This window comes from Methylovorus mays (assembly GCF_020531915.1).
Classification (GTDB): domain Bacteria; phylum Pseudomonadota; class Gammaproteobacteria; order Burkholderiales; family Methylophilaceae; genus Methylovorus; species Methylovorus mays.
The window spans coordinates 349,129-373,243 of record NZ_JAJAVG010000004.1; the positions used below are offsets into that span (position 1 = coordinate 349,129).

20 protein-coding genes are annotated in these 24,115 nt (G+C 57.2%); 15 read left to right on the plus strand and 5 right to left on the minus strand.

Features of this window, described 5'->3' with window-relative positions:
• Positions 1–36 precede the first annotated feature (36 nt).
• A complete protein-coding gene (locus tag LG203_RS04030) occupies positions 37–1,209 on the minus strand; it encodes a phospholipase A (RefSeq protein ID WP_230344594.1) in 1,173 nt (390 codons plus the stop codon).
• Positions 1,210–1,269: 60 nt separating this feature from the next.
• The gene (locus tag LG203_RS04035) at positions 1,270–3,075 is read right to left on the minus strand and encodes a pyrroloquinoline quinone-dependent dehydrogenase (protein WP_230344595.1); all 1,806 of its coding nucleotides are present in this window, start codon (positions 3,073–3,075) and stop codon (positions 1,270–1,272) included.
• Between the two features lie 605 nt (positions 3,076–3,680).
• On the opposite strand from LG203_RS04035, the gene LG203_RS04040 reads away from it, so the two are divergent.
• Genes LG203_RS04040 through LG203_RS04085 form a run of 10 tightly spaced genes read left to right on the plus strand, consistent with a single transcriptional unit; the run spans position 3,681 to position 12,535 of the window.
• Positions 3,681–4,610, plus strand: coding sequence for a MerR family transcriptional regulator (locus LG203_RS04040; protein WP_230344596.1), 930 nt, complete (start codon positions 3,681–3,683; stop codon positions 4,608–4,610).
• Between the two features lie 28 nt (positions 4,611–4,638).
• A complete protein-coding gene (locus tag LG203_RS04045; protein ID WP_230344597.1) occupies positions 4,639–5,685 on the plus strand; it encodes an SAM-dependent methyltransferase in 1,047 nt (348 codons plus the stop codon).
• A 10-nt stretch (positions 5,686–5,695) separates the two neighbouring features.
• Positions 5,696–6,247 carry a DUF2878 domain-containing protein gene (locus LG203_RS04050; RefSeq protein ID WP_230344598.1) on the plus strand — a complete coding sequence of 184 codons (552 nt, stop codon included), beginning with the start codon at positions 5,696–5,698 and terminating at the stop codon, positions 6,245–6,247.
• Positions 6,240–7,025, plus strand: coding sequence for a DUF1295 domain-containing protein (locus LG203_RS04055; protein ID WP_230344599.1), 786 nt, complete (start codon positions 6,240–6,242; stop codon positions 7,023–7,025). The genes LG203_RS04050 and LG203_RS04055 overlap by 8 nt, the downstream gene beginning before the upstream one ends.
• A 1-nt stretch (position 7,026) precedes the next feature.
• Positions 7,027–7,659 (plus strand): DUF6134 family protein, encoded by a 633-nt coding sequence (locus tag LG203_RS04060; protein WP_230344600.1) that lies wholly within the window; start codon positions 7,027–7,029, stop codon positions 7,657–7,659.
• A 2-nt stretch (positions 7,660–7,661) separates the two neighbouring features.
• Entirely contained in the window at positions 7,662–8,237 is a 576-nt protein-coding gene (locus tag LG203_RS04065; RefSeq protein WP_230344601.1) for a lipocalin family protein, read from the plus strand.
• Positions 8,237–9,190: an acyl-CoA desaturase gene (locus LG203_RS04070; RefSeq protein WP_230344602.1), complete on the plus strand. Its 954-nt coding sequence runs from the start codon at positions 8,237–8,239 to the stop codon at positions 9,188–9,190. Before LG203_RS04065 ends, LG203_RS04070 begins: the two co-directional genes overlap by 1 nt.
• On the plus strand, positions 9,187–10,425 hold the full coding sequence (locus tag LG203_RS04075; RefSeq protein ID WP_230344603.1) for an NAD(P)/FAD-dependent oxidoreductase: 1,239 nt from the start codon (positions 9,187–9,189) through the stop codon (positions 10,423–10,425). Before LG203_RS04070 ends, LG203_RS04075 begins: the two co-directional genes overlap by 4 nt.
• A complete protein-coding gene (locus LG203_RS04080) occupies positions 10,418–11,224 on the plus strand; it encodes a DUF1365 domain-containing protein (RefSeq protein ID WP_230344604.1) in 807 nt (268 codons plus the stop codon). The genes LG203_RS04075 and LG203_RS04080 overlap by 8 nt, the downstream gene beginning before the upstream one ends.
• Before the next feature lie 36 nt (positions 11,225–11,260).
• A complete protein-coding gene (locus LG203_RS04085; protein ID WP_230344605.1) occupies positions 11,261–12,535 on the plus strand; it encodes an SAM-dependent methyltransferase in 1,275 nt (424 codons plus the stop codon).
• Positions 12,536–12,542: 7 nt separating this feature from the next.
• Here LG203_RS04085 and LG203_RS04090 read toward each other — a convergent pair whose 3' ends face one another.
• On the minus strand, positions 12,543–13,070 hold the full coding sequence (locus LG203_RS04090; protein WP_230344606.1) for a class I SAM-dependent methyltransferase: 528 nt from the start codon (positions 13,068–13,070) through the stop codon (positions 12,543–12,545).
• A 153-nt stretch (positions 13,071–13,223) separates the two neighbouring features.
• Between LG203_RS04090 and mnmC the strand changes: the two genes are divergently transcribed.
• Both mnmC and LG203_RS04100 read left to right on the plus strand, forming a co-directional pair.
• Positions 13,224–15,257, plus strand: coding sequence for a bifunctional tRNA (5-methylaminomethyl-2-thiouridine)(34)-methyltransferase MnmD/FAD-dependent 5-carboxymethylaminomethyl-2-thiouridine(34) oxidoreductase MnmC (mnmC, locus tag LG203_RS04095; protein ID WP_230344607.1), 2,034 nt, complete (start codon positions 13,224–13,226; stop codon positions 15,255–15,257).
• A gap of 9 nt (positions 15,258–15,266) precedes the next feature.
• The gene (locus LG203_RS04100; RefSeq protein ID WP_230344608.1) at positions 15,267–17,360 is read left to right on the plus strand and encodes an O-linked N-acetylglucosamine transferase, SPINDLY family protein; all 2,094 of its coding nucleotides are present in this window, start codon (positions 15,267–15,269) and stop codon (positions 17,358–17,360) included.
• Between the two features lie 79 nt (positions 17,361–17,439).
• Here the strand turns inward: LG203_RS04100 and LG203_RS04105 are convergent, their stop codons facing one another.
• Positions 17,440–19,797 carry an EAL domain-containing protein gene (locus tag LG203_RS04105; RefSeq protein ID WP_230344609.1) on the minus strand — a complete coding sequence of 786 codons (2,358 nt, stop codon included), beginning with the start codon at positions 19,795–19,797 and terminating at the stop codon, positions 17,440–17,442.
• Positions 19,798–20,020: 223 nt separating this feature from the next.
• Between LG203_RS04105 and LG203_RS04110 the strand changes: the two genes are divergently transcribed.
• Positions 20,021–21,109, plus strand: coding sequence for a PilT/PilU family type 4a pilus ATPase (locus LG203_RS04110; RefSeq protein ID WP_230344610.1), 1,089 nt, complete (start codon positions 20,021–20,023; stop codon positions 21,107–21,109).
• Positions 21,110–21,257: 148 nt separating this feature from the next.
• A complete protein-coding gene (locus LG203_RS04115; RefSeq protein ID WP_230344611.1) occupies positions 21,258–22,007 on the plus strand; it encodes an intradiol ring-cleavage dioxygenase in 750 nt (249 codons plus the stop codon).
• Here LG203_RS04115 and LG203_RS04120 read toward each other — a convergent pair.
• Positions 21,964–22,842 (minus strand): DMT family transporter, encoded by an 879-nt coding sequence (locus tag LG203_RS04120; RefSeq protein WP_230344612.1) that lies wholly within the window; start codon positions 22,840–22,842, stop codon positions 21,964–21,966. The genes LG203_RS04115 and LG203_RS04120 overlap by 44 nt on opposite strands.
• 82 nt (positions 22,843–22,924) lie before the next feature.
• Between LG203_RS04120 and dapC the strand changes: the two genes are divergently transcribed.
• Positions 22,925–24,106 carry a succinyldiaminopimelate transaminase gene (gene dapC / locus LG203_RS04125; protein WP_230344613.1) on the plus strand — a complete coding sequence of 394 codons (1,182 nt, stop codon included), beginning with the start codon at positions 22,925–22,927 and terminating at the stop codon, positions 24,104–24,106.
• Positions 24,107–24,115 lie beyond the last annotated feature (9 nt).

The following is a 24,115-nucleotide window of genomic DNA, read 5'->3' on the forward strand; positions in this document are numbered from 1 at the left end:
AATCGCTACAGGTGTTCCATTGCTCAACACTACTGATTAACGTGTCAGCGACAAGCCCAGGCGTATTTGCGTGTCGTTATTACGGTTATATCCAAGCAAGGTTTCTCCGTAACCGGAAAACACCTGCAAATGGATGAAAGCGCCTGTCCGGTTGAATATCTTGTCGCTAATTGGATAAGTCACATCGACTTGCCCCGTGCTGTATCCAGCGGTGCCCTGACGATAGAGGCCATTCAGCATCAAGCCATCCTCACGGCCATAGCGCAACTGCCAGTCCACATAACCGCGATAGCGTTGTATGTCCGAGTTGCCGTCTTCCTTGTCGAGGTACTGATAGATTTTGGGCATGAAACTCAGACTGCGGCCACTTGGCATGGACCAGTGCCAGGCCGGGCGTACAAAAGCGATATTGATGGAGCGGGAGTCGACGCCGCCCTGCCCGTTTGACTCGTGCTCGACGCCACCTCGCCACTCATCCGGCATCAAGCCTATGCCACTCCCTCCCCACTCATAAAAAAGACTGGGGCGATAAGATGTATCGCGGAATGGGCTGGACTTCTCGCCAATATCCCAGATGGTGGTCTGGGTGTATCCAAAATACAGATTGGTCAGGAAGGGAGCAATATCTGCCACCTTGCCATCCGGGGCAAAGGGGCGATATTTGAAGCTGATCTGGAAGCGTGCATCCTTGCCCCGCTCATCGTTGGAGCCGAGAAGAAAATAAATGGGATCATTGGCCGTCAGCGCAGGCTCTTCCCCCGGCTTGGCAATCACCAGCTTGGGTGGCGCATCCGAAGATACAGGCTCGGCAACCTGAGATGGGCTGACCACCTGCATGGGTGGACTGCTGTCGCCATCCGCCGCCACCAGCAGAATGCGATTGGAAGTCCCATTGGCAATGTCGGCACGCACGACGCCTTTATATGCCGAGCGCACCAGCCCCGTGTATTGGCGCCGGGTACTGGTGCTGCTCGTGGCAGGTTGCAGCGCAAGGTCAACGGTTTCGCTGACACCGCTTCCTGACAATTTCAACTGCAAGGTCTGCGGCCAGTCTGCCAGACTGTCGGGCTTCACCACATCCAGTGTCAGGCTCTGGCCAGTGGTCAATGACTCCCCTTGACTAGCGAGTATCCAGGTATCCTCTGCAAACGCTGGCGTGCTGAATGCCAGCGCCAAGGCTAGCGCCAGCGGGTAAGGTAATGTTGTCATGCAGGCCTTTCTTGTTGTCATTGTTGAGCGGCAGTCACAAGGAGGCCTGGCAATCAGGCGTTATTTGCCTAATGCATATACCAGCACACTGTCGCCTTGTTTGTACCCGAAAATCGCGTTGCCACCAGCGGCTACCGCAATGTATTGAACACCATCGATTTCATAACTGATGGCGGGTGCATTCACGCCTGCATCCGCCTTCGCCTGCCATAGCAGCTTACCGTTGGAGGAGTCATACGCGGCAAAGTTTCCATTGCCCTCACCGGTAAACACCAATCCGCCCGCGGTTGCCAGCACGCCTCCTACCAAGGGCTGGACTGTTTTGTGTTGCCAGGTGATTTTTCCACTGGCAAGGTTGACGGCCGACAGCAGACCCCAGCGTGGCTCTTCAGCAGGTTCTGAGGAGGTGTAGCGCAATTGCTTGCCATCTGGATCTACCGACTCATGCAGGGTATACCTGATCGGTGCGTGAATGGCGGCGATGTATACCTGCCCGGCTGCCGCGTCTACTGCCACGGGGGACCAGTTGGCGCCCCCTAAAATGCCAGGGTAAAGCGTGGTGCCTTCTTTGGTGGCTTTTTGAAACAGGTTTTTTTGCGGTACGAACGCTTCAGACTTGAAAAGCAGACGCCCGCTAACGCGGTCATGTGCATAAAACCAGCCCGTCTTGCTGGCCTGGCCCACCGCCGGAATGATGTTGCCATTCTGTTGCCAATCAAACAGCACAGGCGGACTGGCAAGATCGTATCCCCAGAGGTCATGCGGCACCTGCTGGTAATGCCAACGCAGCTTGCCTGTCTCAATATCCAGCGCCACCAGGGACACGGTATAGAGGTTATCACCAGGCCGTTCAATATCATTCATCTGTGGAGATGGATTGCCTGTGTCAAAATAAAGCAGGCCCAGGGCCGGATCCAGCGCTGGCGTGCTCCATGCCGAGCCACCGCCGTAACGCCAGGCGTCCGGATGCTGCTTGGCCTGGGCTTTTTCGGCAGCCACATCGCGATCCAGCGTAATGCCATCGGCAGTCTTGACGGTAAACTGGCCAAGCCAGTGTTCGGGCGAAATCGTATCAAACTGCCATACACGCTTGCCGCTCTCGGCATCAAATGCCGCAATAAACCCCGGCCTGCCATAGCGCCCGGCCAAGCCAATGACAGCGCCCAGAGGTGCATCCTCACGTGGATTATCAATGTGCAAGCCGTAACCGACCCCGGTGATGCCCACCAACACCTTGCCCTTGTAAACGATAGGTGCCATGGCAATGCCGATGCCAGTGCCACCGGACACCTTGGCATGGCTGTTGGGGTCCTTGCTGTCCAGGGATGCCTGCCCCTCGGTTTCCACCGCCTGGTCGACCGCATCAATATCCCAGACCAGTTTGCCGGTCTTGGCATCCAGCGCGATCAGGCGTGCATCGACTGTGCCCATGAACACCTTGCCGTAGCCAACAGCCACGCCGCGATTAGCCGGACCACAGCACATTTTCCATTCGGGGCGGCGCTGGTGTTCATAGCGCCAGAGCTCCTTGCCCGTGCGCGCATCTAATGCCACCACATGGTTATATGGCAGGGAAAGATACATCACACCATCCGCTACGATGGGCGTTGTTTGGAAGCTGCCCACCACGCCAGACTTGAACTTCCATGCTTCGCCAAGTTGATTCACATTCTGGCGATTGATGATGGTTGACGGCGCAAAACGCTGATTAGTGTAGTCGCGACCAAAGCTTGGCCATTCGCTCTTCAGCGCCTGCTGAATATGCGTGTCAGTACTGTCGGCCTGCGCAGAAGCCGCAGCAAGCTGCATGCATAGAAAAAACACTGAAACTAATTGTGCAGCAAGGCTTTTGCCTCTTGTTGTCATAAGCGCCTCTTGATTAAACCCGGGACTGTTTCTAGCATGAGGCGGAGTATAAAGACTTATCAAATGCCATACCACCAACCATAAGATCAATAAGCATAATGGCCATTCCCCTGTTACTTCCCAACGAACCTCCCCTGTTGCCAGCCAAGACTTTGCAAGGCGGCCGGCACGCCTTTAGCAAACGCTACGATGCTTTCCGCCCCCGGTCCTTTATCAAGGCGAGCTCGCCTGGTTTTTAACGTGAGATGGGCTCCCTTGCACCGGGCAAATGAGTCTTGGCTCCCAGTTTTCGGCTTACTGCCTTGTGCACCAAGAGTTTATGCAGTCCATGCCCATGGCACTCTTGCGAGCCGATGTCTGTCCACTCTGCGCTGGATTCAATGCCCTTGCTTTCAGGCTGCGACATAGAGGACCACATAGCGGCCTCATGCCACTTCCCTGGATTGAATAAGCCTTTGTTGAATAAGTATTGAATAAGTATTTTTTGAATAAGTTATTGATGTATAAATAAATTAAACTTTTGCATAGGTTTTGAATCGAAATATAAGAAATGCTCATGTAGGCAAAAATAAAACAACAATATTTTCTTCTTAGGAGTCTTTAACATGCCTAATCCAGATGTAGACGCTTACCCAATACGTACCGTCTCGGCATTAACCGGGATCAATCCTGTCACGCTGCGGACCTGGGAACGCCGCTATCGCCTCATCGAACCCGTGCGCACACCCAAAGGGCATCGGCTGTATACCAAAGACCAGATTGCCATTTTGCACAGGGTGGTGGATCTGCTGGATAAGGGCATTCCCATCAGTCGCATTAATTTTTCGCTGATTTCCGGCGAAGCCAATACCTACAGCAATCAGGAAGAAGAGTTCTGGAACCGTCTGATCACCCGCATGACGGCGGCTGTTGCCAATTTTGATGAAGTGGTGCTTGAGAGCACCTATAACGAAGCGCTGTCGCTCTATTCCATTGAAATCGTGACAGACATGCTGCTGATGCCGATGCTGATCCGCCTCGGAGAGCGCTGGGAAAAAGGTGACGGTACCGTCGCCGAGGAACACTTCTTCGGCGTGTATCTGCGCAACAAGCTGGGAGCCCGCTTTCATCACCGCAAGCGTCGCGATTACGGCCCTGCCCTGCTGACGGCTTGCATGCCAGGCGAACGTCACGAAGCCGGCATTCTGCTGTTTGCGCTGAGTGCCTATGATCATGGCTACCGTTGCATTCTGCTCGGTACCGACATGCCGATGGAAGAGCTGCCAGCCGCCGTCGTGCAATCAAAATCGCGCGGCATTGTGCTGTCCGCCTCATTCATGACTGACGCTTCATTGATGAAACGTCAGCTGACGCATCTGGTGAATGCGACCAATGTGCCCGTGTTTGTGGGTGGTCAATCCTCCGTCACCCTGCATGATGCCATCAAGGATGCCGGCGCAGTGCCGCTGGGCATGGATATCGAGCAGAGTTTCAAACGGATTGCCGAGTCATTCAAGAACAAGTTCGCGCAAAGCCTGAATGTGGCGAGCGTTTAAGCAATAGCATCTACATTAAGGATTTTTCATGCGAGTGACAAAACTGGCGATTGACTGGTCTGAACGCGGACTGGTACCTGATTATGCGATACGCGCAGGTATCAGACGCCTGCTGGAAGTGCGACTGAAAGACATCGCCGCATCCGATTGCGCCGCTGCCGCAGATATTGAAACCACCTTTATCACCAGCATGCGGCAGGCGCCCATTGCCCTGGTGCCCGAACTTGCCAATGCCCAGCATTACGAAGTGCCGGCCCAGTTTTTCCAGCACTGCCTGGGCAAACATCGCAAATACAGCTCATGCTACTGGGATGAAAATACGCGCACGCTGGACGAAGCAGAAGCCTTGGCCTTGCAGCTGAGCTGTGAGCATGCCGATCTGCAGGATGGACAATCCATACTCGAGCTGGGGTGTGGCTGGGGTTCATTGACCTTGTGGATGGCCAAGCATTACCCGAATAGCCGGATCACCGCCGTTTCCAACTCCAAGTCGCAACGTGAGTACATCGTGTCTGAAGCCATGCGTCGTGGCCTGCCCAATATCCAGGTCATTACCTGCGACATGAATAACTTCAATACCGAAATACAGTTTGACCGGATAGTCTCGGTGGAAATGTTTGAGCACATGCGTAACTACCAGATCATGTTCAAGCAGGTGCATGACTGGCTGGTGCCAGGTGGACGCTTCTTCATGCATATTTTTGTGCATCGCATGACGCCGTATGCCTTTGAAGTGGCCGGGGATGATGACTGGATGAGCCGCTTTTTCTTCTCCGGCGGCATGATGCCCAGTGACGATCTTCCGATGCGCTTTCAACAGCACCTGCAACTTCGTCAGATGTGGCGTTGGGATGGCACACATTACGAAAAGACCGCCAATGCCTGGCTGGAAAACATGGATGAGCATACTGACGCTGTCGAGCCCATTCTGGCCGCCACGTATGGTGAACACCATGTTGAAATGTGGCGCAATCGCTGGCGCATTTTCTTCATGTCCTGCGCGGAACTGTTCGGCTACAACCAGGGCCAGGAGTGGTGGGTCACCCACTACCAGTTTGAGCGTCCTGCGGCTTGAGGTCGCCCCCATGTCGTTAAAACTGATCAATTTTGTGCTGTTTCAGCTGGGCTGGATGGCGTGCGTATGGGGCGGCGCTCATGCACTGCCATGGCTGGGCGTGGCATGCACGGTGCCCATCCTCTACTGGCATCTTCGTCAGGCACTGCTTCCCGGGCAAGAGATCAGGCTGCTCGCGCTCGCCGTGATCATCGGTGGCCTGTGTGATCAGGCCATGCTGACATTCAATCTGGTGAGTTATCCGGAAAGCGCATGGCCAGGTGATTTGCTGCCAGCGTGGATGCTATGCCTGTGGTTGCTGTTTGCATCCACGCTGAATGTCAGCCTGCGCTGGCTGCGCGGCTCCATGCCACTAGCAGCCGTATTTGGCTTGATCGGTGGCCCATTGGCCTATCTGGCGGCTAGTCGGCTCGGCGCCATCACCATTTCGCCCGGCCATGTTACCTGGCTGGTGCTCGCCATCAGCTGGGCCTGTCTGACGCCATTGCTGTTGTGGCTGGCTGCACGCTTTGATGGCTATGTGCCTGCATCCCATCACCAACAGGGGTGGTCGCATGTTTGATGGCAACATTTATCTGCAGGGGCTGGCCGCGATGGCGCTGTTTGGTCTGGCGGGCTGGGGTATCAGCGTCTATCGGCACAACGTCACCATTGTCGACAGCATGTGGAGCCTGTTCTTTCTGTTGGCGGCGTCTGTTTATGCCTGGCTGGGCGGCGTGGAGCCACGTACCTGGCTGATTCTCGGCCTGGTCACGATCTGGGCGCTGCGTTTGACCATCTACCTCAGCTGGCGCAATCGCGGCCCGCATGAAGACCATCGCTATCAGGCGATACGGCGCAACAACGAGCCGCATTTCTGGCTGAAAAGCCTCTACATCATTTTTGGGTTGCAGGCGGTGCTGGCCTGGCTGGTTTCCCTGCCCTTGCTGGGCAGTCTGCTATCAAGCGCTCCGCTCGGCTGGCTCGATGTGCTGGGCGTCGCGCTCTGGTTGAACGGGCTGGCATGGGAAAGCCTGGCGGACTGGCAGCTCGCCCGCTTCAAGGCCAGTGCACCCGCTGGTGCCGTGATGGATCGCGGTGTATGGCGATACAGCCGTCATCCGAATTACTTTGGCGAGTTCAGCATCTGGTGGGGGTTCTATTTACTGGCACTGTCAGCAGGCGCCTGGTGGGCATTGCCCGGGCCGCTGCTGATGACACTGCTGCTGCTCAAGGTCAGTGGTGTAGCGCTGCTGGAAAAAGATATAGGCGACCGTCGCCCTGCTTACGCCAACTATGTAAAAACCACCTCGGCGTTCTTTCCCTGGTTTCCCAAACCTCGCCTGCCCAAGGAGAAATAAGATGAAACTCTGGCACGTCAGCGGGATGGCTTTGGCCTTTGTTTGCCATAGTGCGCATGCGCAGGAGTGGCAATTTAATGTCTTCCTGGATGAAAAACCCATAGGCCAGCATCGCTTTGCGCTGGAAGAAAACGGCGCTCAGCGCACCCTCACCAGCGAAGCCAGCTTTGATGTGAAGTTTTTATTCGTTAATGCCTATCGCTATCGCCACACGGCCAAAGAGCAGTGGAATGGCAATTGTCTGAGTGCGATTGAGGCCCGTACGGAAGAAAACCGCGAGACCACCATCGTCAAAGGCGCTCTGGACAAAAGTACGGATAAAGCCGCCTTTGTACTGCAATCGCCCAAGCCCAAAACGCTGGGCGATTGCGTCATGACCTTTGCCTACTGGAATCCGGCCATGTTGAAGCAGGCGCGCTTGCTGAATCCGCAGACGGGTGAGTACCTGGACACCCGAATTACCGCGCTGGGCAAGGAAAGCATCACCGTCAAAGGCCAACCCACCGATGCCGAGCATTACCGGCTGGAGGCGCCCAAACTCAAGATAGATCTGTGGTATTCCAGTGATCAGCAATGGATGGCGCTGCGCTCTACCACACCGGAAGGCTACATCATCAACTACAGGCTACGCTAATCATGCAAAACTCCCGTTTCAAATCCCGCAGCCTGGCGTGTGTTGCCGCATTTGTCGCCAGCCTGCTTGGCGGCTGTGCGACACAACAGCTGCCACCCATCACGCCGGTACCCGAGGTTGATCTCGCCCGTTTCATGGGGCCTTGGTATGTCATCGCCGTGATTCCCACCGCGATTGAAACCGAAGCCTATAACGCCGTGGAGTCATATCAACTGGACAAGGATGGCACCATCGCCACGACCTTCACCTTCAATAAGGGGGCGTTTGATGGCCCGCTCAAAACCTATAACCCACGCGGTTTTGTCCGCGAAGGCACGCATAACGCGGTATGGGGCATGCAGTTTATCTGGCCGATCAAGGCGGAATACCTGATTGCCTATCTGGATAGCGACTATCAGCACACTATCATTGCCCGCAATGCCCGCGATTATGTGTGGATCATGGCGCGGCAGCCGCAGATTAACGAAGACACTTACCAGAAGCTGGTCGCCGAGGTGATTGCACTGGGCTACGATAGCCGGGCCTTGCGCAAGGTGCCGCAGCAAGCCCTGCCGACCCCAGCCAAGGGGGCGGATTGATGCCGCAGGCAAGACCCATACAGCAACGGCTGCTGCGCTGGCTGGACAGCTCTATTGCGCCTGCAAACGTGGATGCCCATGCCAGCAATCAAGTGGACTGGCTGCGCGCCCTGCCCTTTGTGGCCTTGCACCTCGCTTGCCTGGCGGTGATCTGGGTGGGCTGGAGCCCGGTTGCCGTGGTGGTGGCGGGCCTGCTGTACCTGGTGCGCATGTTTGCCATTACCGGGTTTTACCATCGCTATTTTTCGCATCGCGCCTTCAAGACCAGCCGTTTCATGCAATTTGTATTTGCCTTGCTGGGGGCAACGGCTGTGCAGCGCGGGCCGTTGTGGTGGGCCTCGATGCACCGCCATCACCACGCCAATTCAGACCGGGTGGAAGATGCCCATTCCCCTGTCCATCATGGCTTTTTCTGGAGCCATGTGGGCTGGTTTTTATCGGATGCGCATTTTGCCACCCGCACCGAGCGTGTGAAGGAGCTGGCCGCTTTTCCCGAACTCCGTTTTCTGGATCGTTTTGACATCGTGGTGCCCTTGCTGCTGGCTGCTGGCATTTATGCGCTGGGCGCCTGGCTGGAGAGCATACGGCCCGAGTGGGGCACCAATGGCTGGCAGATGCTGGTGTGGGGCTTTGTCATCTCCACCGTACTGCTTTACCACGCCACCTTCAGCGTCAATTCACTGGCCCACCACTGGGGCAGCCGTCGCTACCAGACCGCCGACCAGAGCCGCAACAATGCGCTGATTGCCCTGTTTACCCTGGGCGAAGGCTGGCACAACAATCATCACCATTATCCCGGGGCCGCGCGCCAAGGCTTTTACTGGTGGGAAATCGACATTACCTGGTATGGGCTGAAAGCCCTGCAGGCGCTAGGCTTGATTCGCGAGTTGCGCAGCATTCCCGCAGAAATACGCAATGCCCGGCGCGTAAATAGCAACGAGAACACCTTATGAAAATCGCCATTATCGGCGCCGGTATCGCCGGCAACACCCTGGCTTACCATTTGCAGCGCGAACACAACATCACCGTCTTTGAGGCTGGCAGCTACATTGGCGGCCATACGCATACCCATGACATCCAGCACGAAGGCAAGTCTTATGCGGTGGATACCGGCTTTATCGTGTTCAATGACCGCACCTACCCCAATTTCATCCAGCTGCTGAATGAGATCGGCGTGGGCTGGCAGAACAGCGACATGAGCTTCAGCGTGCGCTGTGAAAAAACCGGGCTGGAGTACAACGGCACCACGCTCAACTCGCTGTTTGCCCAGCGCCGCAATCTGCTGCGGCCCGCGTTCTACCGCATGATCAATGACATCCTGCGCTTCAACCGCGAGTCGCTGGAACTGCTGGAAGACGGCGAAGAAATCCCACTGGGGGACTATCTGGCGCGCCACGGCTACCGCCAGGATTTTATCGATTACTACATCATCCCCATGGGCTCGGCCATCTGGTCAACCGAACCGCGCCAGATGCTGGCGTTCCCGGCCCGATTTTTTGTACGATTTTTCCATCACCACGGCATGCTCACGGTTAATGACAGGCCTCAATGGCGCGTGATACGTGGCGGTTCGGCGCGCTATGCCGAGGCGCTGACCGCCGGTTTTGCAGATCGCATACGCCTCAACACGCCGGTGAGCCAGGTACGTCGCCTGGAAAACGCAGTCGCCATTACCCCGGCGGGTGGCACAGAAGAACTCTACGACTGGGTGTTTTTTGCCTGCCACAGTGATCAGGCGCTGCGTTTGTTAGCTGATGCAACACCCGCTGAGCGCGAAGTGCTGGGGGCGATTCCCTATCAAGAAAACAGCATTGTGCTGCATAGTGACAGGCGCCTGCTGCCCAAGCGCAAGCTGGCATGGGCGGCCTGGAATTACCACGTGACACCGACGCCGACAGACCGGGTGGCGGTCACCTACAACATGAACATCCTGCAGGGCTTGCAGTCCCGCGAGCCATTGCTGGTCACGTTGAATCACACTGCGGGTATTGCCGAAGACAAGATTATCAAGCGGCTCACCTACCATCACCCGGTATACACCACTGCCGGGGCGGCAGCGCAGCTGCGCCATGCGGAAATCAGCGGTGTGAATCGCACCGCCTATGCAGGCGCCTACTGGCGCAATGGTTTTCATGAAGATGGCGTGGTCAGCGCCCTGCGCGCGCTGGAGCATTTCAAACATGCCTGATCCGCGTCATTCTGACACCTGCAACAGCCTGAAGACGCCAAAGAGCGCGATCTACAGCGGCGAGGTGCGGCATCGCCGCTTCATGCCTGTGCTGCATGCCTTCCGCTACCGGCTGTTCATGATGTATCTCGATCTTGACGAGCTGCCTACGCTGTTCAGGCAACGCTGGCTTTGGTCATTCGCACGCCGTAATCTTGCATGGTTTAACCGCCAGGACTATCTGGGCGACCCCGCTGTGCCGCTCAAGACGGCGGTGCAGCAATTGGTGCATGAAAAAACCGGCATTGTGCTGACTGGCCCTATCCGGCTGCTCACGCATATGCGCTACTTTGGGTATTGCTTCAACCCGGTCAGTTTTTACTATTGCTTTGATGCGGATGGCATCACATTGCGCGCCATCGTCGCCGACATCACCAACACGCCCTGGGGCGAGCGCCATGCCTATGTATTGAACTGCGATAAGCCGCAAAAAGGCGGCTTTCGCTTTGCCATGCGCAAGGATTTTCATGTGTCGCCGTTCATGCCCATGGATATCGACTACGACTGGTTTTTTTCGGCGCCAGGCGCTGAGTTGAATGTGCACATGCGCAATCTGCATGCCGACGGCAAGATGTTTGATGCCACCCTGCAATTGCAGCGACAACCGCTGAGTGGCGTTCGTCTTAACCTGCTGTTGTTGCAGTACCCATTGATGACGCTGAACGTGATTCGTGCCATCTACTGGCAAGCGCTATGTCTGTGGCTGAAGCGCGTGCCCTTTTTCAGTCATCCGCAACCCGCCGATTCCCGACAACCCTAACTCTCGCTAACTAACCCATACATGAGCCTGAAACCCATGACATCCAAGCCTGCCCTGCCCACCGTTAGCCCGATCACCCGTTTGCCGCAAAAAGCTGGCTGGTTGCAATCGCTTGCCAGAAAGCTGGTGCTGCAACGCCTGGCCCGCCTGAGCCGGGGCGAGCTGATCGTGAGCGAGCAGCAGGAAACGCTGCATTTTGGTAAAGCGGGTTCGGGTTTGCGCGTGCATCTCACTGTGCTGGATGCCCGTTTCTATGCGGACATTGCTTTTGCCGGCTCCATAGGCGCAGGCGAGGCTTACATGCAAGGCTACTGGCAGTGCGATGACCTCACCGGACTGATTCGTCTCATGGCGATCAACCAGTCGTTAATGGATACGCTGGAAGGTGGCTTTGCCAGCCTGTTCAAGCCCTTGCTGAAAGGCTTGCACTGGCTGAACCGCAATACCGAGCAAGGTAGCCGCAAGAATATTGCCGCGCATTATGATTTGGGCAACGACATGTTCCAGCTGTTTCTGGATCCGACCATGATGTATTCCTCCGCCATCTTCGCGCGCGATGACATGACGCTGGAACAAGCCTCGCTGCACAAGCTGGAGCGTATCTGCCAGAAGCTGCAGCTCAGTCCGGCGGATCATGTGGTCGAAGTCGGTACCGGCTGGGGCGGCTTTGCCATCTATGCCGCTAGCCACTATGGCTGCAAGGTGACCACCACCACCATCTCGCAAGCGCAGTATGATCTGGCGCAACAGCGCGTGGCGGCTGCCGGACTCAGCGACAAGATCAGCATTCTGCTGACGGATTATCGTGAACTTGAAGGCCAATACGACAAGCTGGTATCGATCGAGATGATCGAGGCCGTGGGCTATCAGTTTTACGATACCTACTTCGCGCAGTGCGCCCGTCTGTTGAAACCGGAAGGCATGATGCTGCTGCAAGCCATTACCATCGCCGACCAGCGCTACGATGCAGCGCGGCGTTCGGTGGATTTCATTCAGCGCTATATATTCCCCGGCAGTTGCATCCCCTCCGTTACCGCCATGCTGCAAAGCATTACCCGGGCGAGCGATATGCGCCTGTTTGACCTGGAAGACATAGGCCCGCATTACGCCCGCACCCTGGCCGAGTGGCGCCACAACTTCTTCCGCAATGAAGCCGCCATCCGAGCGCTGGGTTACCCGGATGAGTTTATTCGGATGTGGGAGTTTTATCTTTGCTATTGCGAGGGTGGTTTTGCCGAGCGCGCGCTGGGCGATGTGCACATGCTGCTGGTCAAGCCGGAAAACCGCCGGGCGCCGGTGGCTGCGGCTTAAGCCTGGATCAGCCGGCCTGCTTGCGGGCGCAAATGCGCTGCATCATGGCGGGGCTCTGCTGCTTGAACAAGCCCTGCTCAAAGGCAAGCACCTCAAACCCTGGCGTGACCACTTGCCGCAGCTCATCCGGCTCCAGCAGAAAGTCCGGATTCTGCGGTCGCCCCAAGAGTTCCTGCCCACGCATAAAGGTCTCGTAGATCAAGAGACCGCCGGGCTTGATGCTGGATAACAGCGAAGGAAACAATGGCCGGTGCAGATAACGGCATACCACCACGGCATCAAACAGATGTACGCCATAAGGCCACGGATCAGACTCCAGGTCAGCACATAGCGCCTCGACATTGGCAAGCTTGCTGAGACCTATGCAGGCCGTGGCATCAATATCCACGGCCTCTACCCGAAAGCCCTGGGCTGCCAGCCAGCGCGTATTGCGGCCATATCCCGCCGCCACATCCAGCACATGAGCACCCGCTGGCATTCCGGTGAGATGCTGGCGCAGCCAGGCAGAGGCTTCATTGGTCGGTAGCGGCGTCATCTGGCAAGCGTGACGGGGAGAATGGGGATGTACAGGGTGCGCATATATCGTATTATACAGCGCTGTATTTAAAGACAGCTTTCAAGACAGCCACCCAGACTTCACACCTCAGCATGCAAGCCCAAGCCAGATACTCTACGCGCAGGAACGCCCATGATTGAATGGCGCGATGGCGAGCCCTACTCCACGGTTTACCAGGACGTATATTTCTCGCGGGAGAGCGGGCCGGATGAAACGCGCCATGTCTTTCTGCAACACAACCAGTTGCGTGAACGCTGGCTGGCCATGCATGGTCAGCCAGGGCAGGGAAATGAGGGATATCAGGCGCGCCATTTCACCATCGCCGAGACTGGTTTTGGCACCGGGCTCAATCTGCTGTGCGCCTGGCAGCTATGGGAAGAAACCGCCCCGCATGATGCCCGTCTGCATTTCATCAGCACCGAAAAACACCCGCTCAGTCTCAGCGATATGGAGCAAGCCTGGGCCAGCTGGCCCGAGTTTTCACGCTACAGCGCGGAGCTGTTAGCCCAATATCAATGGCTGGCCCCTGGCATGCACAGGCTTTCACTGGCAAATGGCCGCGTGATACTGACCGTGCTGATTGGCGATGTGGCAGAAACATTGCACAGCCTGCAAGCCTGTGTCGATGCCTGGTTTCTTGATGGCTTTGCGCCGTCGCGCAATCCGGAGATGTGGCAGGTGCCTCTGTTTACGCAGATGGCCCGTCTCTCGCATGCCGGGACCACCTTTGCCACCTTTACCAGCGCAGGCATCGTCAAACGCGGTTTGCAGGCAGCAGGCTTTGTGGTGCGCAAGGTGCCCGGCCATGGCCGTAAACGCGAGATGCTTACCGGGCAGTTTGGTGGTACGCCGCTCGAGCCAAGCGCTGGCAATTCCCCAAGTGCACCAACGATGCAGCATGCCACCGCCAAACTACATCATGCAGCGACCGCACGCCCCACCCGACCTGCACCAGGCAAGGCGATTGTCATTGGCGGCGGCATTGCGGGATGTGCGACTAGCCATGCCCTGGCTCAACGCGGCTGGCACGTCACGCTGATCGAACGTCACCCGCAGATTGCCGAGGCCGCTTCCGGCAATCCACTGGGTGTGCTTTACCCGCGCCTGGCCGGGCAAGACATCCTCCTGAGCCGTCTGGCCCAGCATGGGTTTTTACATAGCTTGCGCCTGTTACAGCAATTGCAACTGAGCGCAGCTGACCATGCGTGCTGCGGTTTGCTGCAGCTGGCGTACGACGCCCGCGAACGCGAACGCTGTCTGGCGATAGCCGCGCGTGATTTGCCGCCGGATCTCGTGCACTGGCTTTCCAGTGCTGAAGCCAGTGCGCTTGCCGGACAGGCGGTAGCGCAGGATGCCCTGTATTTTCCCGCTGGCGGCTGGGTGCATCCTCCGGCCTTCTGCCGCGCATTGGTGAACCATGCCAACATCCATCAGCGCCTGTCCACCCAGGCGCTCAACATCCAGCGCCAGGGCGACGAATGGCAGGTCATCGGCGTGGATGGCTTGCTGGAGAAGGCTCCGGTGCTAGTGATTGCAGCTGCCACTGATAGCGCGAACTTCAGTCTGACCGCGCATCTTCCCCTGCAAAACGTACGTGGGCAGATTACCTTGTTACCAGCCGCGGCAACTGAGCTGCCCTTGAATACTATCGTCTGTAGCGATGGCTACATCAGTCCCGCCGTGCAAGGTCGCCACTGCCTGGGTGCCACCTTTGATGCTGACGATGCCGATACCGGCGTCAAGGCGCAGGACCATGCCAGCAACCTTGCCATGCTGGCGCACACCCTGCCCGCCATGCATGCCAGCCTGCCATCACTGGATCTCAACGCACTTGAGGGGCGCACCGCGTTTCGTGCCGCCACACCGGACTACCTGCCCATGGCGGGCCCGGTACTCGATGCGGCAGCCTTGCAAGCCCAGCCACCGCGCCACACGGCCAACCCGGCGGACTTGCCATGGCTGCCGGGCTTGTATGTCAATACCGGCCATGGCTCCAAAGGGCTGATCAATGCCCCGCTGTGTGCCGAGATGCTGGCGAGTGCGATTGCGGGCGAGCCTGCACCGGTCGACAGCAAACTCCTCGCGGCACTGGACCCCAACCGTTTTCTTCTGCGCAGCATGGGGCTTAAGCGCCTGGTGCTTGGCCTCGCTGCCTATCCCTCGTAAAATCGGTTTATGTCACCCACGCAACTTTACCAACAGGCCAGCGGCGCCCATCGTGAAGGCCGCTTTCAGCAGGCTGAGCTTCTCTACCGTCAATTGCTGCAACATGCGCCGCGCCATGCCGATGGCCTGCATATGCTGGGCATCCTGTGCTACCAGACCGAGCGCGCCGCCGAGGCGGCTGAGCTGATCGCTCAAGCAGTTGCACTGGAGCCACGCAATGCCGATATGCTCATTAATCATGGCTTGACCCTGCGGGCGGCTGGCAAACGGCAAGAGGCCCTGAAAAGCTATGAGCGCGCCATGTTGCTGACGCCCAAGGATCTGGTGCTGCAAAACAACTTGGGCAACCTGTATCAGGAACTGGGGCAGTTTGAAGATGCCGCCGCCTGTTATCGCCGCGTATTGCGCGTGCATCCGGCTGAAGCCGAGGTGCGTGATGCCCTCGGCCATAGCCTGCTGGCTTGGGGCAATGCCTGTCAGGATGCCGGACGCTATGCCGAGGCCGAGCGCTGTTACGAAGAAGCGCTGACGCTGGCGCCCAACGATGCTGCCCTGCATTTCAACCTGGGCAATGCCAGGCGCGAGCTGGGCAAAACCGCGCAGGCCGCCGCCAGCTACCAGCGAGCCAGCGCGCTGTCTCCTGACGATGCTGATGCCCATAACAATCTGGGTAACGCCTTGCGCGAGCTGGGCCAGCTGCCAGAGGCGATGGCCTGCTACCAGCGCGCGCTGGCGCTAAAGCCTGATCTCTACCATGCCCGGGTGCACCTGATACACCAGCAGCAGCATGCGGCCGACTGGCGAGGGCTGGAGCAGCAGATAGACGAAGTGCGGGGTTGGTTGCATAGTGCGCCCACTGCGCAGATTTCGCCGTTTGCGTTTCTGGCCATGCCCGGCACCACTGCCGCCGAGCAGCGCCTGTGTGCTGACCGCTGGCTGGAGAATCGCTATGCCAGTCTGGCAGCACAGGCCAGGGAACTGGCGTTTACCCATGTCCGCCATGAAAGCCGGCAGCTTCGCATAGCTTATCTGTCGGCCGATTTTCGCCGTCATCCGCTGGCAGCATTGATTACCGAACTACTGGAATTGCATGATCGCGATCAGCTGGAGGTATTTGCTTATTCGTATGGCGTGGATGACAGTAGTCCCGAGCGGCAACGTCTGCAGCATGCGGTCGATCACTTTGTCGATATCCGCGCGCTGTCGCTGGTCGACGCTGCCAGACGCATGCATGCCGATGGCATTGATATTCTGGTCGACCTCACCGGCTTTACCCAAAGCAGCCGCACGGGCATTGTCGCTTTGCGTCCTGCGCCCATCAGCATCAACTGGCTGGGCTTCCCCGGCACCATGGGCAGCCTGCACGGCACGCCGCTGTTTGACTATGTGCTGAGTGATGCCTACATCACCCCAGCTGCCAGCCAGCCGGACTATGCCGAGCACTTGCTGTTGCTGCCGGGCAGCTACCAGCCCAATGACAGAAACCGCCCTATCGGCAAAACCCCGGCCCGCGTTGACTATGGCTTGCCGGAAGAGGCCTTCGTTTATTGCTGCTTTAACCAGAGCTTCAAGATCACCCCGGCAGTATTCGCCTGCTGGATGCGCATCTTGCAGCAGGTGCCTGACAGCGTGCTGTGGCTGCTGGAGAGCAATGCGACCGCTACCGGCAACCTGCAGCAGGCTGCCAAGGCCGCGGGCGTAGACCCGGCACGGCTGGTGTTTGCCCCGCGCGTTGCCATGGCCGACCATCTGGCCCGTCACGCGCTGGCCGATTTGTTCCTGGATACCCTGCCCTACAACGCGCATACCACCGCCAGTGATGCCCTCTGGATGTGTCTGCCAGTGCTGACCTGTAGTGGCGATACCTTTGCCTCGCGCGTGGCGGGCAGTCTTTTGCATGCGGTAAACCTGCCCGAACTGATTGCGCCGGATATGACGACCTATGAAGCCATGGCGATCAGCCTGAGGCATGACACTGAAACCCTGGAAGGATTGCGCGAACGCTTGCAGCAAGCCTCGGCAGACCTGCCGCTGTTTGATACCCGCCAGTTTGCCCGGAAACTGGAAGCGGTATATCAGGACATTTGGCGCGCGCAACGCTAGCGATTCCTCACGATGCAAAAAAGCCGGGCGGACTCTGTATAAGAGCCCGCCCGGCTTTTATTCAGATATGACTTAACGACTAGGTACTGCTCAGCATGGCCATGGCGGCAATGCTGATGTCGGCGACCAGGATGCCGGTCAAACGGCCATTGTCATCCAGCATGGGCAACGATACCGTCAGGCAGAAATCCTCGGTGGCGGTCGACAGGTAAATGCTGGAGATATACGGCTTGAGGCTTTGCAGCACGACGTTGGCATAGGCTTGCGGGCTTCTGTCCACCCCGGCGCCACCGGCCTTGATCTTGCCGTACATATTGGGGTTGATCCAGTTCGGATAGCGCTGCACGCCCTTGTCATCCAGCTCAAACACCACCTCAAAGAACGGATATTCGGAGAAGCAGCTATCCAGGCAGTGGGCATCTTCGCTACGGTGCCATGCCAATAGCGAACGCAAGGCTTCCAGCGCCCGGCCCTGCCAGTCGGAATAATCCTCGGTTTCCGGCAGTATCAGCTGTGGTGGCTCGTCTTCCACCACAATGATGCTGCCGATGTTGGACTTGCCGATTTTCTTCAACGTCGCCGCGCGCTCGGCGGCAGCCACACTGTTGGACAAACGTCCCTGCTTGCCATTGACCACGGCAATCGACACGCTCGCCACCGGATGCTCCTTGCCGTCTTCGGTCGTGAAGAAGCCGCGCTGCAAGTCGCTTTCGTCGTAAAGATGTATCGCCAGGGTCTGGAAATGATGGATGACCGACAGCAGCGTTTGTGGCAAGTCAGGATCGTAATGATCCAGAATCAGCACAAAGTCATCGCCACCGATGTGGCCGACCAGCATGCCAACCCGGCCCTGGAATTCCTGGCGCACGATTTCGGACAGCAGGCGGATCATGGCATCGCCACGGATAAAGCCGTAGCGGTCGTTGTAGGCCTTGAAGTGGTCAAGGTCGATATAGACCAGCTCGGTGGTCGGATTGTTACGCAGGCTGACATCCAGCGACTGACGCAGGGTCGGGCCCGTCGTCAGCTGGCTCAATGGGTGCAGGCTGCCGGTGCTGGTCTTGCGACTGATCAGTTGCGAGAGAATTTCCAGCGGCTGCAAAATGCCGATGTAGGTGCCGTCTTCGTGCACCATCACCCAGGGTTCCACTTCCCCGCGTTCCAGATATAAGCCGCGGGCCAGCATGCTGGTCGGCATGCGGTTGGTCACCATGCGTGGCAGCGGGTCACAGTAATTGCTGAGCGCCAGGTTGCGATAACTGAAGGCTTTGCCGCGCTTCAGCAGGCCAATCGGGCGTTGCCCATCCAGCACCACGGCCATGGCCACATCCGGAAACTCAAGAAAGGTCCTGCGGGCCTGGTCTATCGGGGTGTTGACGTCCATGGTCATGCCGCGCGTGACATATTCGGTAATGCGGAATTCATCCGGGATGTGCGAGCGGTGCGACTCATCGCGCGTGGGCAGCGAATTCACCGTGCTGACGGGTTTTTGCTGCGGCTTGGCGAAGTAATAGCCCTGGGCATAGGTGAGCCCCAGATCCTGACAATAAGTAATGTCCTCCACCCGCTCCAGGCCTTCGGCCACCACGGTGCAGCCCAGACGCTGGGCCATGGAAATGATCGCTTCCAGCAGGACCGTACGTACACGGCTGCCCTGCGCCTCGTGCACGATGGCACGATCAATTTTGATGAAGTCAGCACGCACGGCCGCCAGCGCACGCAGGCCATTGAAGCCTGAGCCCATGTCATCGAGCGCAATACGCAGGCCATGGGTGCGGATAATGTCGCAATACTTGGCAAGAAGTTCGGGCGAGACATCTTCGCTTTCCACGATCTCCACTACCACATCGCGCTGCTCAATGCCGAGCCGTGTCAGATTTTCCAGCAAAGGTGGCAACCAGTCGTCACGCATGATGGTTTGCGGAAGGACATTCACGAATACCGGGATGCCTTTGGCAATCGAATTGGCCTTGCCGGCCAGTGCCAGACGCTGGCAGACAATATCCAGTTCCATGGTGCGGCGCACCTGCCGTGCCAGCTGAAAGGCCTCTTCACCATTCAGCAGGTGACCATCCGGATCACGCAGCCGGCACAGGGCTTCATAGCCGAAAATCTTGCCATTCTGACTGAAGTCGACGATGGGCTGAAAGTGCATCTGCACGTGCTGCTCAAGATCGCCCAGCAACCAGGGATAACGCCGGCGGGCATAAAAGGTGCGAAATGGCATGATGTCTGCCAGGGCAGCTTCCAGGTTTGCCGGGCTATCGCTTTCTGCCAGGTAAACCAGGGCCTCGTCCAACGCCGAGGCGGGGTACTCATGGGTAATGGCTTCCAGCTGCGCCAGCAAGGCAGCTTCGTCCGCACATTCAAAGGACGCAATGGCTTTGCCACCGGTAGTGTTCAGGGTTAGATAGTGTGTGTTGAGATAAAGCTTCATAGATGAGGTCGTTGTCAATTCCCGGTTGGTTAATGCAAGCCTTGTGCCATCCCCGGCACCTGATTAATCGCCGTTTCAGGGTATTCATGACAGCATTTCTGCCAGCATCGCGTGCATGCCGAAGTATAGCGCACCATTATCGCGCAACTGCATTTTGTCATCTCGAATTTCGGCGGCTTCGGCTTATGGTAAAGTAGGCCGATCACATGCTCAGGGGAGGACTATGGCAGCCATTGATATCACGCCGGTATTGCGCTTTATGGTCGATAAAAACGGATCTGACCTTTTCTTCAGCACCGGTACGCCTATCCATATCGAAATCGAGGGAAAAACCCTGCCGGTGAACACGCAAGTAATGGCGCCAGGCATGGTAAAGGAAGTCGCCTATGCGCTCATGTCACCTGAGCAAATCAAGGAATTTGAAGCCACGCTGGAAATGAACTTTGCCTATAGCGTAGATGAAATCGAGGATGCACGCTTCCGCGTCAATATCTTTCGCCAGCGCGGCGATGTCGCCATCGTCATCCGCTGCATCAAGGCACTCATTCCCACATTTGAAGCGCTCGGGCTGCCGCCTATCCTGAAAGAGCTGATCATGAAGCCACGCGGGCTGGTATTGGTCGTGGGTTCTACCGGGTCCGGCAAATCCACCACGCTCGCTTCCATGATTGATCATCGCAATGAGAATGCTACCGGCCATATCCTGACGCTGGAAGACCCCATCGAATTCATCCACAAGCACAAAAAATCCATCGTGGATCAGCGCGAGATCGGTATTGATACGCTGTCGTTTGACAATGGGCTGAAAAACGCCATGCGACAGGCCCCGGATGTGATACTGATTGGGGAAATCCGCGACATGGAAACCATGAAACACGCCATGGCCTACTCTGAAACCGGACATCTTTGTCTGGCTACCTTGCATGCCAACAATGCCAATCAGGCCATTGAGCGCATTATTTCGTTCTTCCCGCCGGAGGGCAAAGCCGGTCTGCTGCTGGGGCTCGCCATGAATCTGGTCGCTATCGTCTCCCAGCGTCTGATCCCGGGCAAACTCACCAAACGTGCAGCCGCCATCGAAGTATTGATCAACACCCCTTACATTGCCGAACTGATTCAGAAATCCAAGCTCGAAGAAATCAAGGAAGTGATGGCCGACAACAACGATATCGGCATGTGTACTTTCGATCAGTCGCTGTTCCGCTTATACAGCAACGACAGGATTACCGAGGAAAATGCCCTGGCAAATGCCGATTCCCGCAATGATTTGTCCTTGCGCATCCGCTTTGCAGAGGAATCTGAAGCGCCTTGACCTCACGCACCAGTTTTACATTTTTTTGCCAGTGAGATAACCGCCAGAACAGGCAAGGCGCGCTATAGTGGTGCGCTCTGTCCATCTGGTTTTTTCACGCATGTCCTCTGCCCATTCATTTTCCGGTTTTCGCCGAAAGCTGCTGACAATGCTGCTGACCGCCCCATTGATGTGTCGCGCCATGTGGGCTGGTGCCAATAGCAATACGACATGCCTGGCCAAGCCAGAACGCACGGAAGGCCCCTACTTTGTCGATCACCAGCTGAATCGCCGTGATATCCGTCTTGACCCTGTCACGCATCTCTTCAGCCCTGGCTTACCGCTGATATTGACCATTGATCTGCTGAACCTGGCAAAGCACAGCTGCGGGCCGCTAGCAGGGGCCACCGTCGATATTTGGCATTGCGACGCACAAGGCGTGTACTCAGGGGTGAGTGACATGAATACGCTGGGTAAGAAGTTTTTACGTGGGTATCAAGTGTCAGACCAGGCTGGCAGAGTGACCTTCAAAACCATCTATCCCGGTTGGTATCCTGGGCGAGCGGTACATATCCATTTCAAGATACGTACCCAGACCAACACGGGGGGAATCTACGAATTTACTTCGCAACTGTTTTTTGATGACCGGCTGAGCGATGCTGTTTTCATGCATCCCCCTTACAAAAAGCCCGAGCCACGTGACACGCGTAATGCACGCGACATGCATTACGGCAAGGATGGGAGTCAGCTACTGTTGTCGCCGATAGAAAAGGCGGATGGCTATCATGCACGGATATCGGTGGCGCTAGACCTGAGTGATGACAAGGTCGGCGCTCCCGATGGATTCAGCATGCCACCTGGCCCCGATGGCCGCCCTATGTCGCCTCCGCCCGGGCTGCAGCCACCGCAGCGAGGATAATCAGCCCGCCACCCAGCCACTCGTTCCACTGCATGGTTTCACCAGCCCAGTAATACGAAGCCACCGCCGCCACGACCAATTCAAACAGGAAAAGAACAGACGCACGGGTAACGGGTATATGGGTGATGCCATATTGCACAAACAGGGTCGCCGCCATCAGCAACAGCGAAATCAGGCCCATGATCAGCCAGCTGGTGAGACTGAATGTTGCGGGTGCCGGGAATGCCAGCGGCTGAAACGGCAGAAACACCAGACACATGCCGATCACCCCCACCCATACCGCCATCGACTTGGCGACAATGCTCAAATGCGCCGACTTGCGCGTGATGACATTAGTCAGCGCAAAACCAATGCCCGAAGACAGTCCCAGCCAATCGGCGCGACTGCTCGGCAGCGGCCACTCTCCCGGCTGCCAGAGCATGATGAATGCACCGGTCAGCGAGACCGCTATCACCGCCAGGCGCTTGGCATCCACCCGCTCCTTTAACCAGAAATGCGCCAGAATCAGCGTCCACAAGGGCGAAAGATAAAACAGCAGCATCACCCTCATCACTTCGCCATCAATGACCGCCAGCACATAGCTGAGATTAGTCCAGCCAGCGACCAGGCATAACCAGAATATGCTGGCGGGCTGCTTGAAAAGCCCGCGCCAGTGCCGTCCGAACAAGAGCGCCGCCAGAAACACCGTCAGGGTATAAGTATAAAAACTGGAGGCGACGCCGGAGACACCGGCCTCCTGCATCAGCCGGTAGGGATACCAGACCACGCCCCAGCAGAGGGCGCCAAACAGCAGGCCTGCGCTGGCGATGGTTTGTGTTGTTTTTTGCGATACCACAGAACGTCTTTTCTTGAAGTTAACCCGCCATTCGGGCTGCTGGCGCAGCCCAAGCCCGGCGGACTTGCGTTAAAATATACGAATGAATCCAAACCTGAATAAATTACAGCCCTACCCTTTTCAGCGACTGCGCGACCTGTTTGCCGGCATCAAGCCCAACCCAGACTATAGCCCCGTCAATCTTTCTATCGGCGAGCCCAAGCACGCGACGCCTGCGCTGATTCAGCAAGCCTTGGTGGATAATCTGGCGGGGCTGGCCAATTATCCCACAACTCTGGGTATACCCGCCCTGCGCGAAGCCATTGCGGCCTGGTTAAGCCGTCGCTATGGCATCCCGTTGATGAATCCAGAAACGGAAATTGTGCCAGTCAATGGCAGCCGCGAAGCCTTGTTTGCCTTTGCCCAGGCGGTCATCGATAACAGCCGGCCAGCGCCGGTGGTGGTCTGCCCTAATCCGTTTTACCAGATTTATGAAGGGGCCGCCTTTTTGGCCGGCGCTGAACCGTATTTCCTTAATACACTGCCGGAAAACGACTTTGCCATGGATCTGGAAAGTGTGCCGGAAAGCGTGTGGCTGCGCACCCAGCTCTTGTATTTGTGCTCGCCGGGCAACCCAACGGGCAAGGTGATGTCGCTGGAGCAATGGAAGCTGGCATTCATGCTCTCGGATCGCTATGGCTTTACCATTGCGGCCGACGAATGCTACTCGGAAATCTATTTCACCGAAGGCGAAGCGCCGCTGGGTGCATTGCAGGCCGCCCATCTACTGGGACGGGATTTCAGCCGACTGGTGATTTTCAGCTCATTGTCCAAGCGCTCCAACGTGCCAGGCATGCGTTCAGGCTTTGTGGCGGGCGATGCCACTATCCTGGAGAAATTCCTGCTGTATCGCACCTACCATGGCTGCGCCATGAGCCCTGCGGTGCAGGCCGCCAGCGTTGCCGCCTGGAATGACGAAGTACATGTGCAGGAAAACCGGCGCCTGTACGCCGAAAAGTTTGATCAGGTCACCCCGTTGCTGCAAGGTTCGATGGAAACTTCGCGGCCAGACGCCGCGTTTTATTTATGGGCAAAGACGGACGGCAGTGATACTGACCTCGCGATTCGCTTGTATCGTGACCTTAATATCACGGTGCTGCCTGGCAGCTTCCTGGCGCGCGAGGCGCATGGCATCAACCCCGGCAAGGGCTTCATCCGCATGGCGCTGGTGGCCTCTTTGCAAGAGTGCCTGGACGCAGCCAAGCGCATACAATCGCTCAGCTAGTACCCAAGC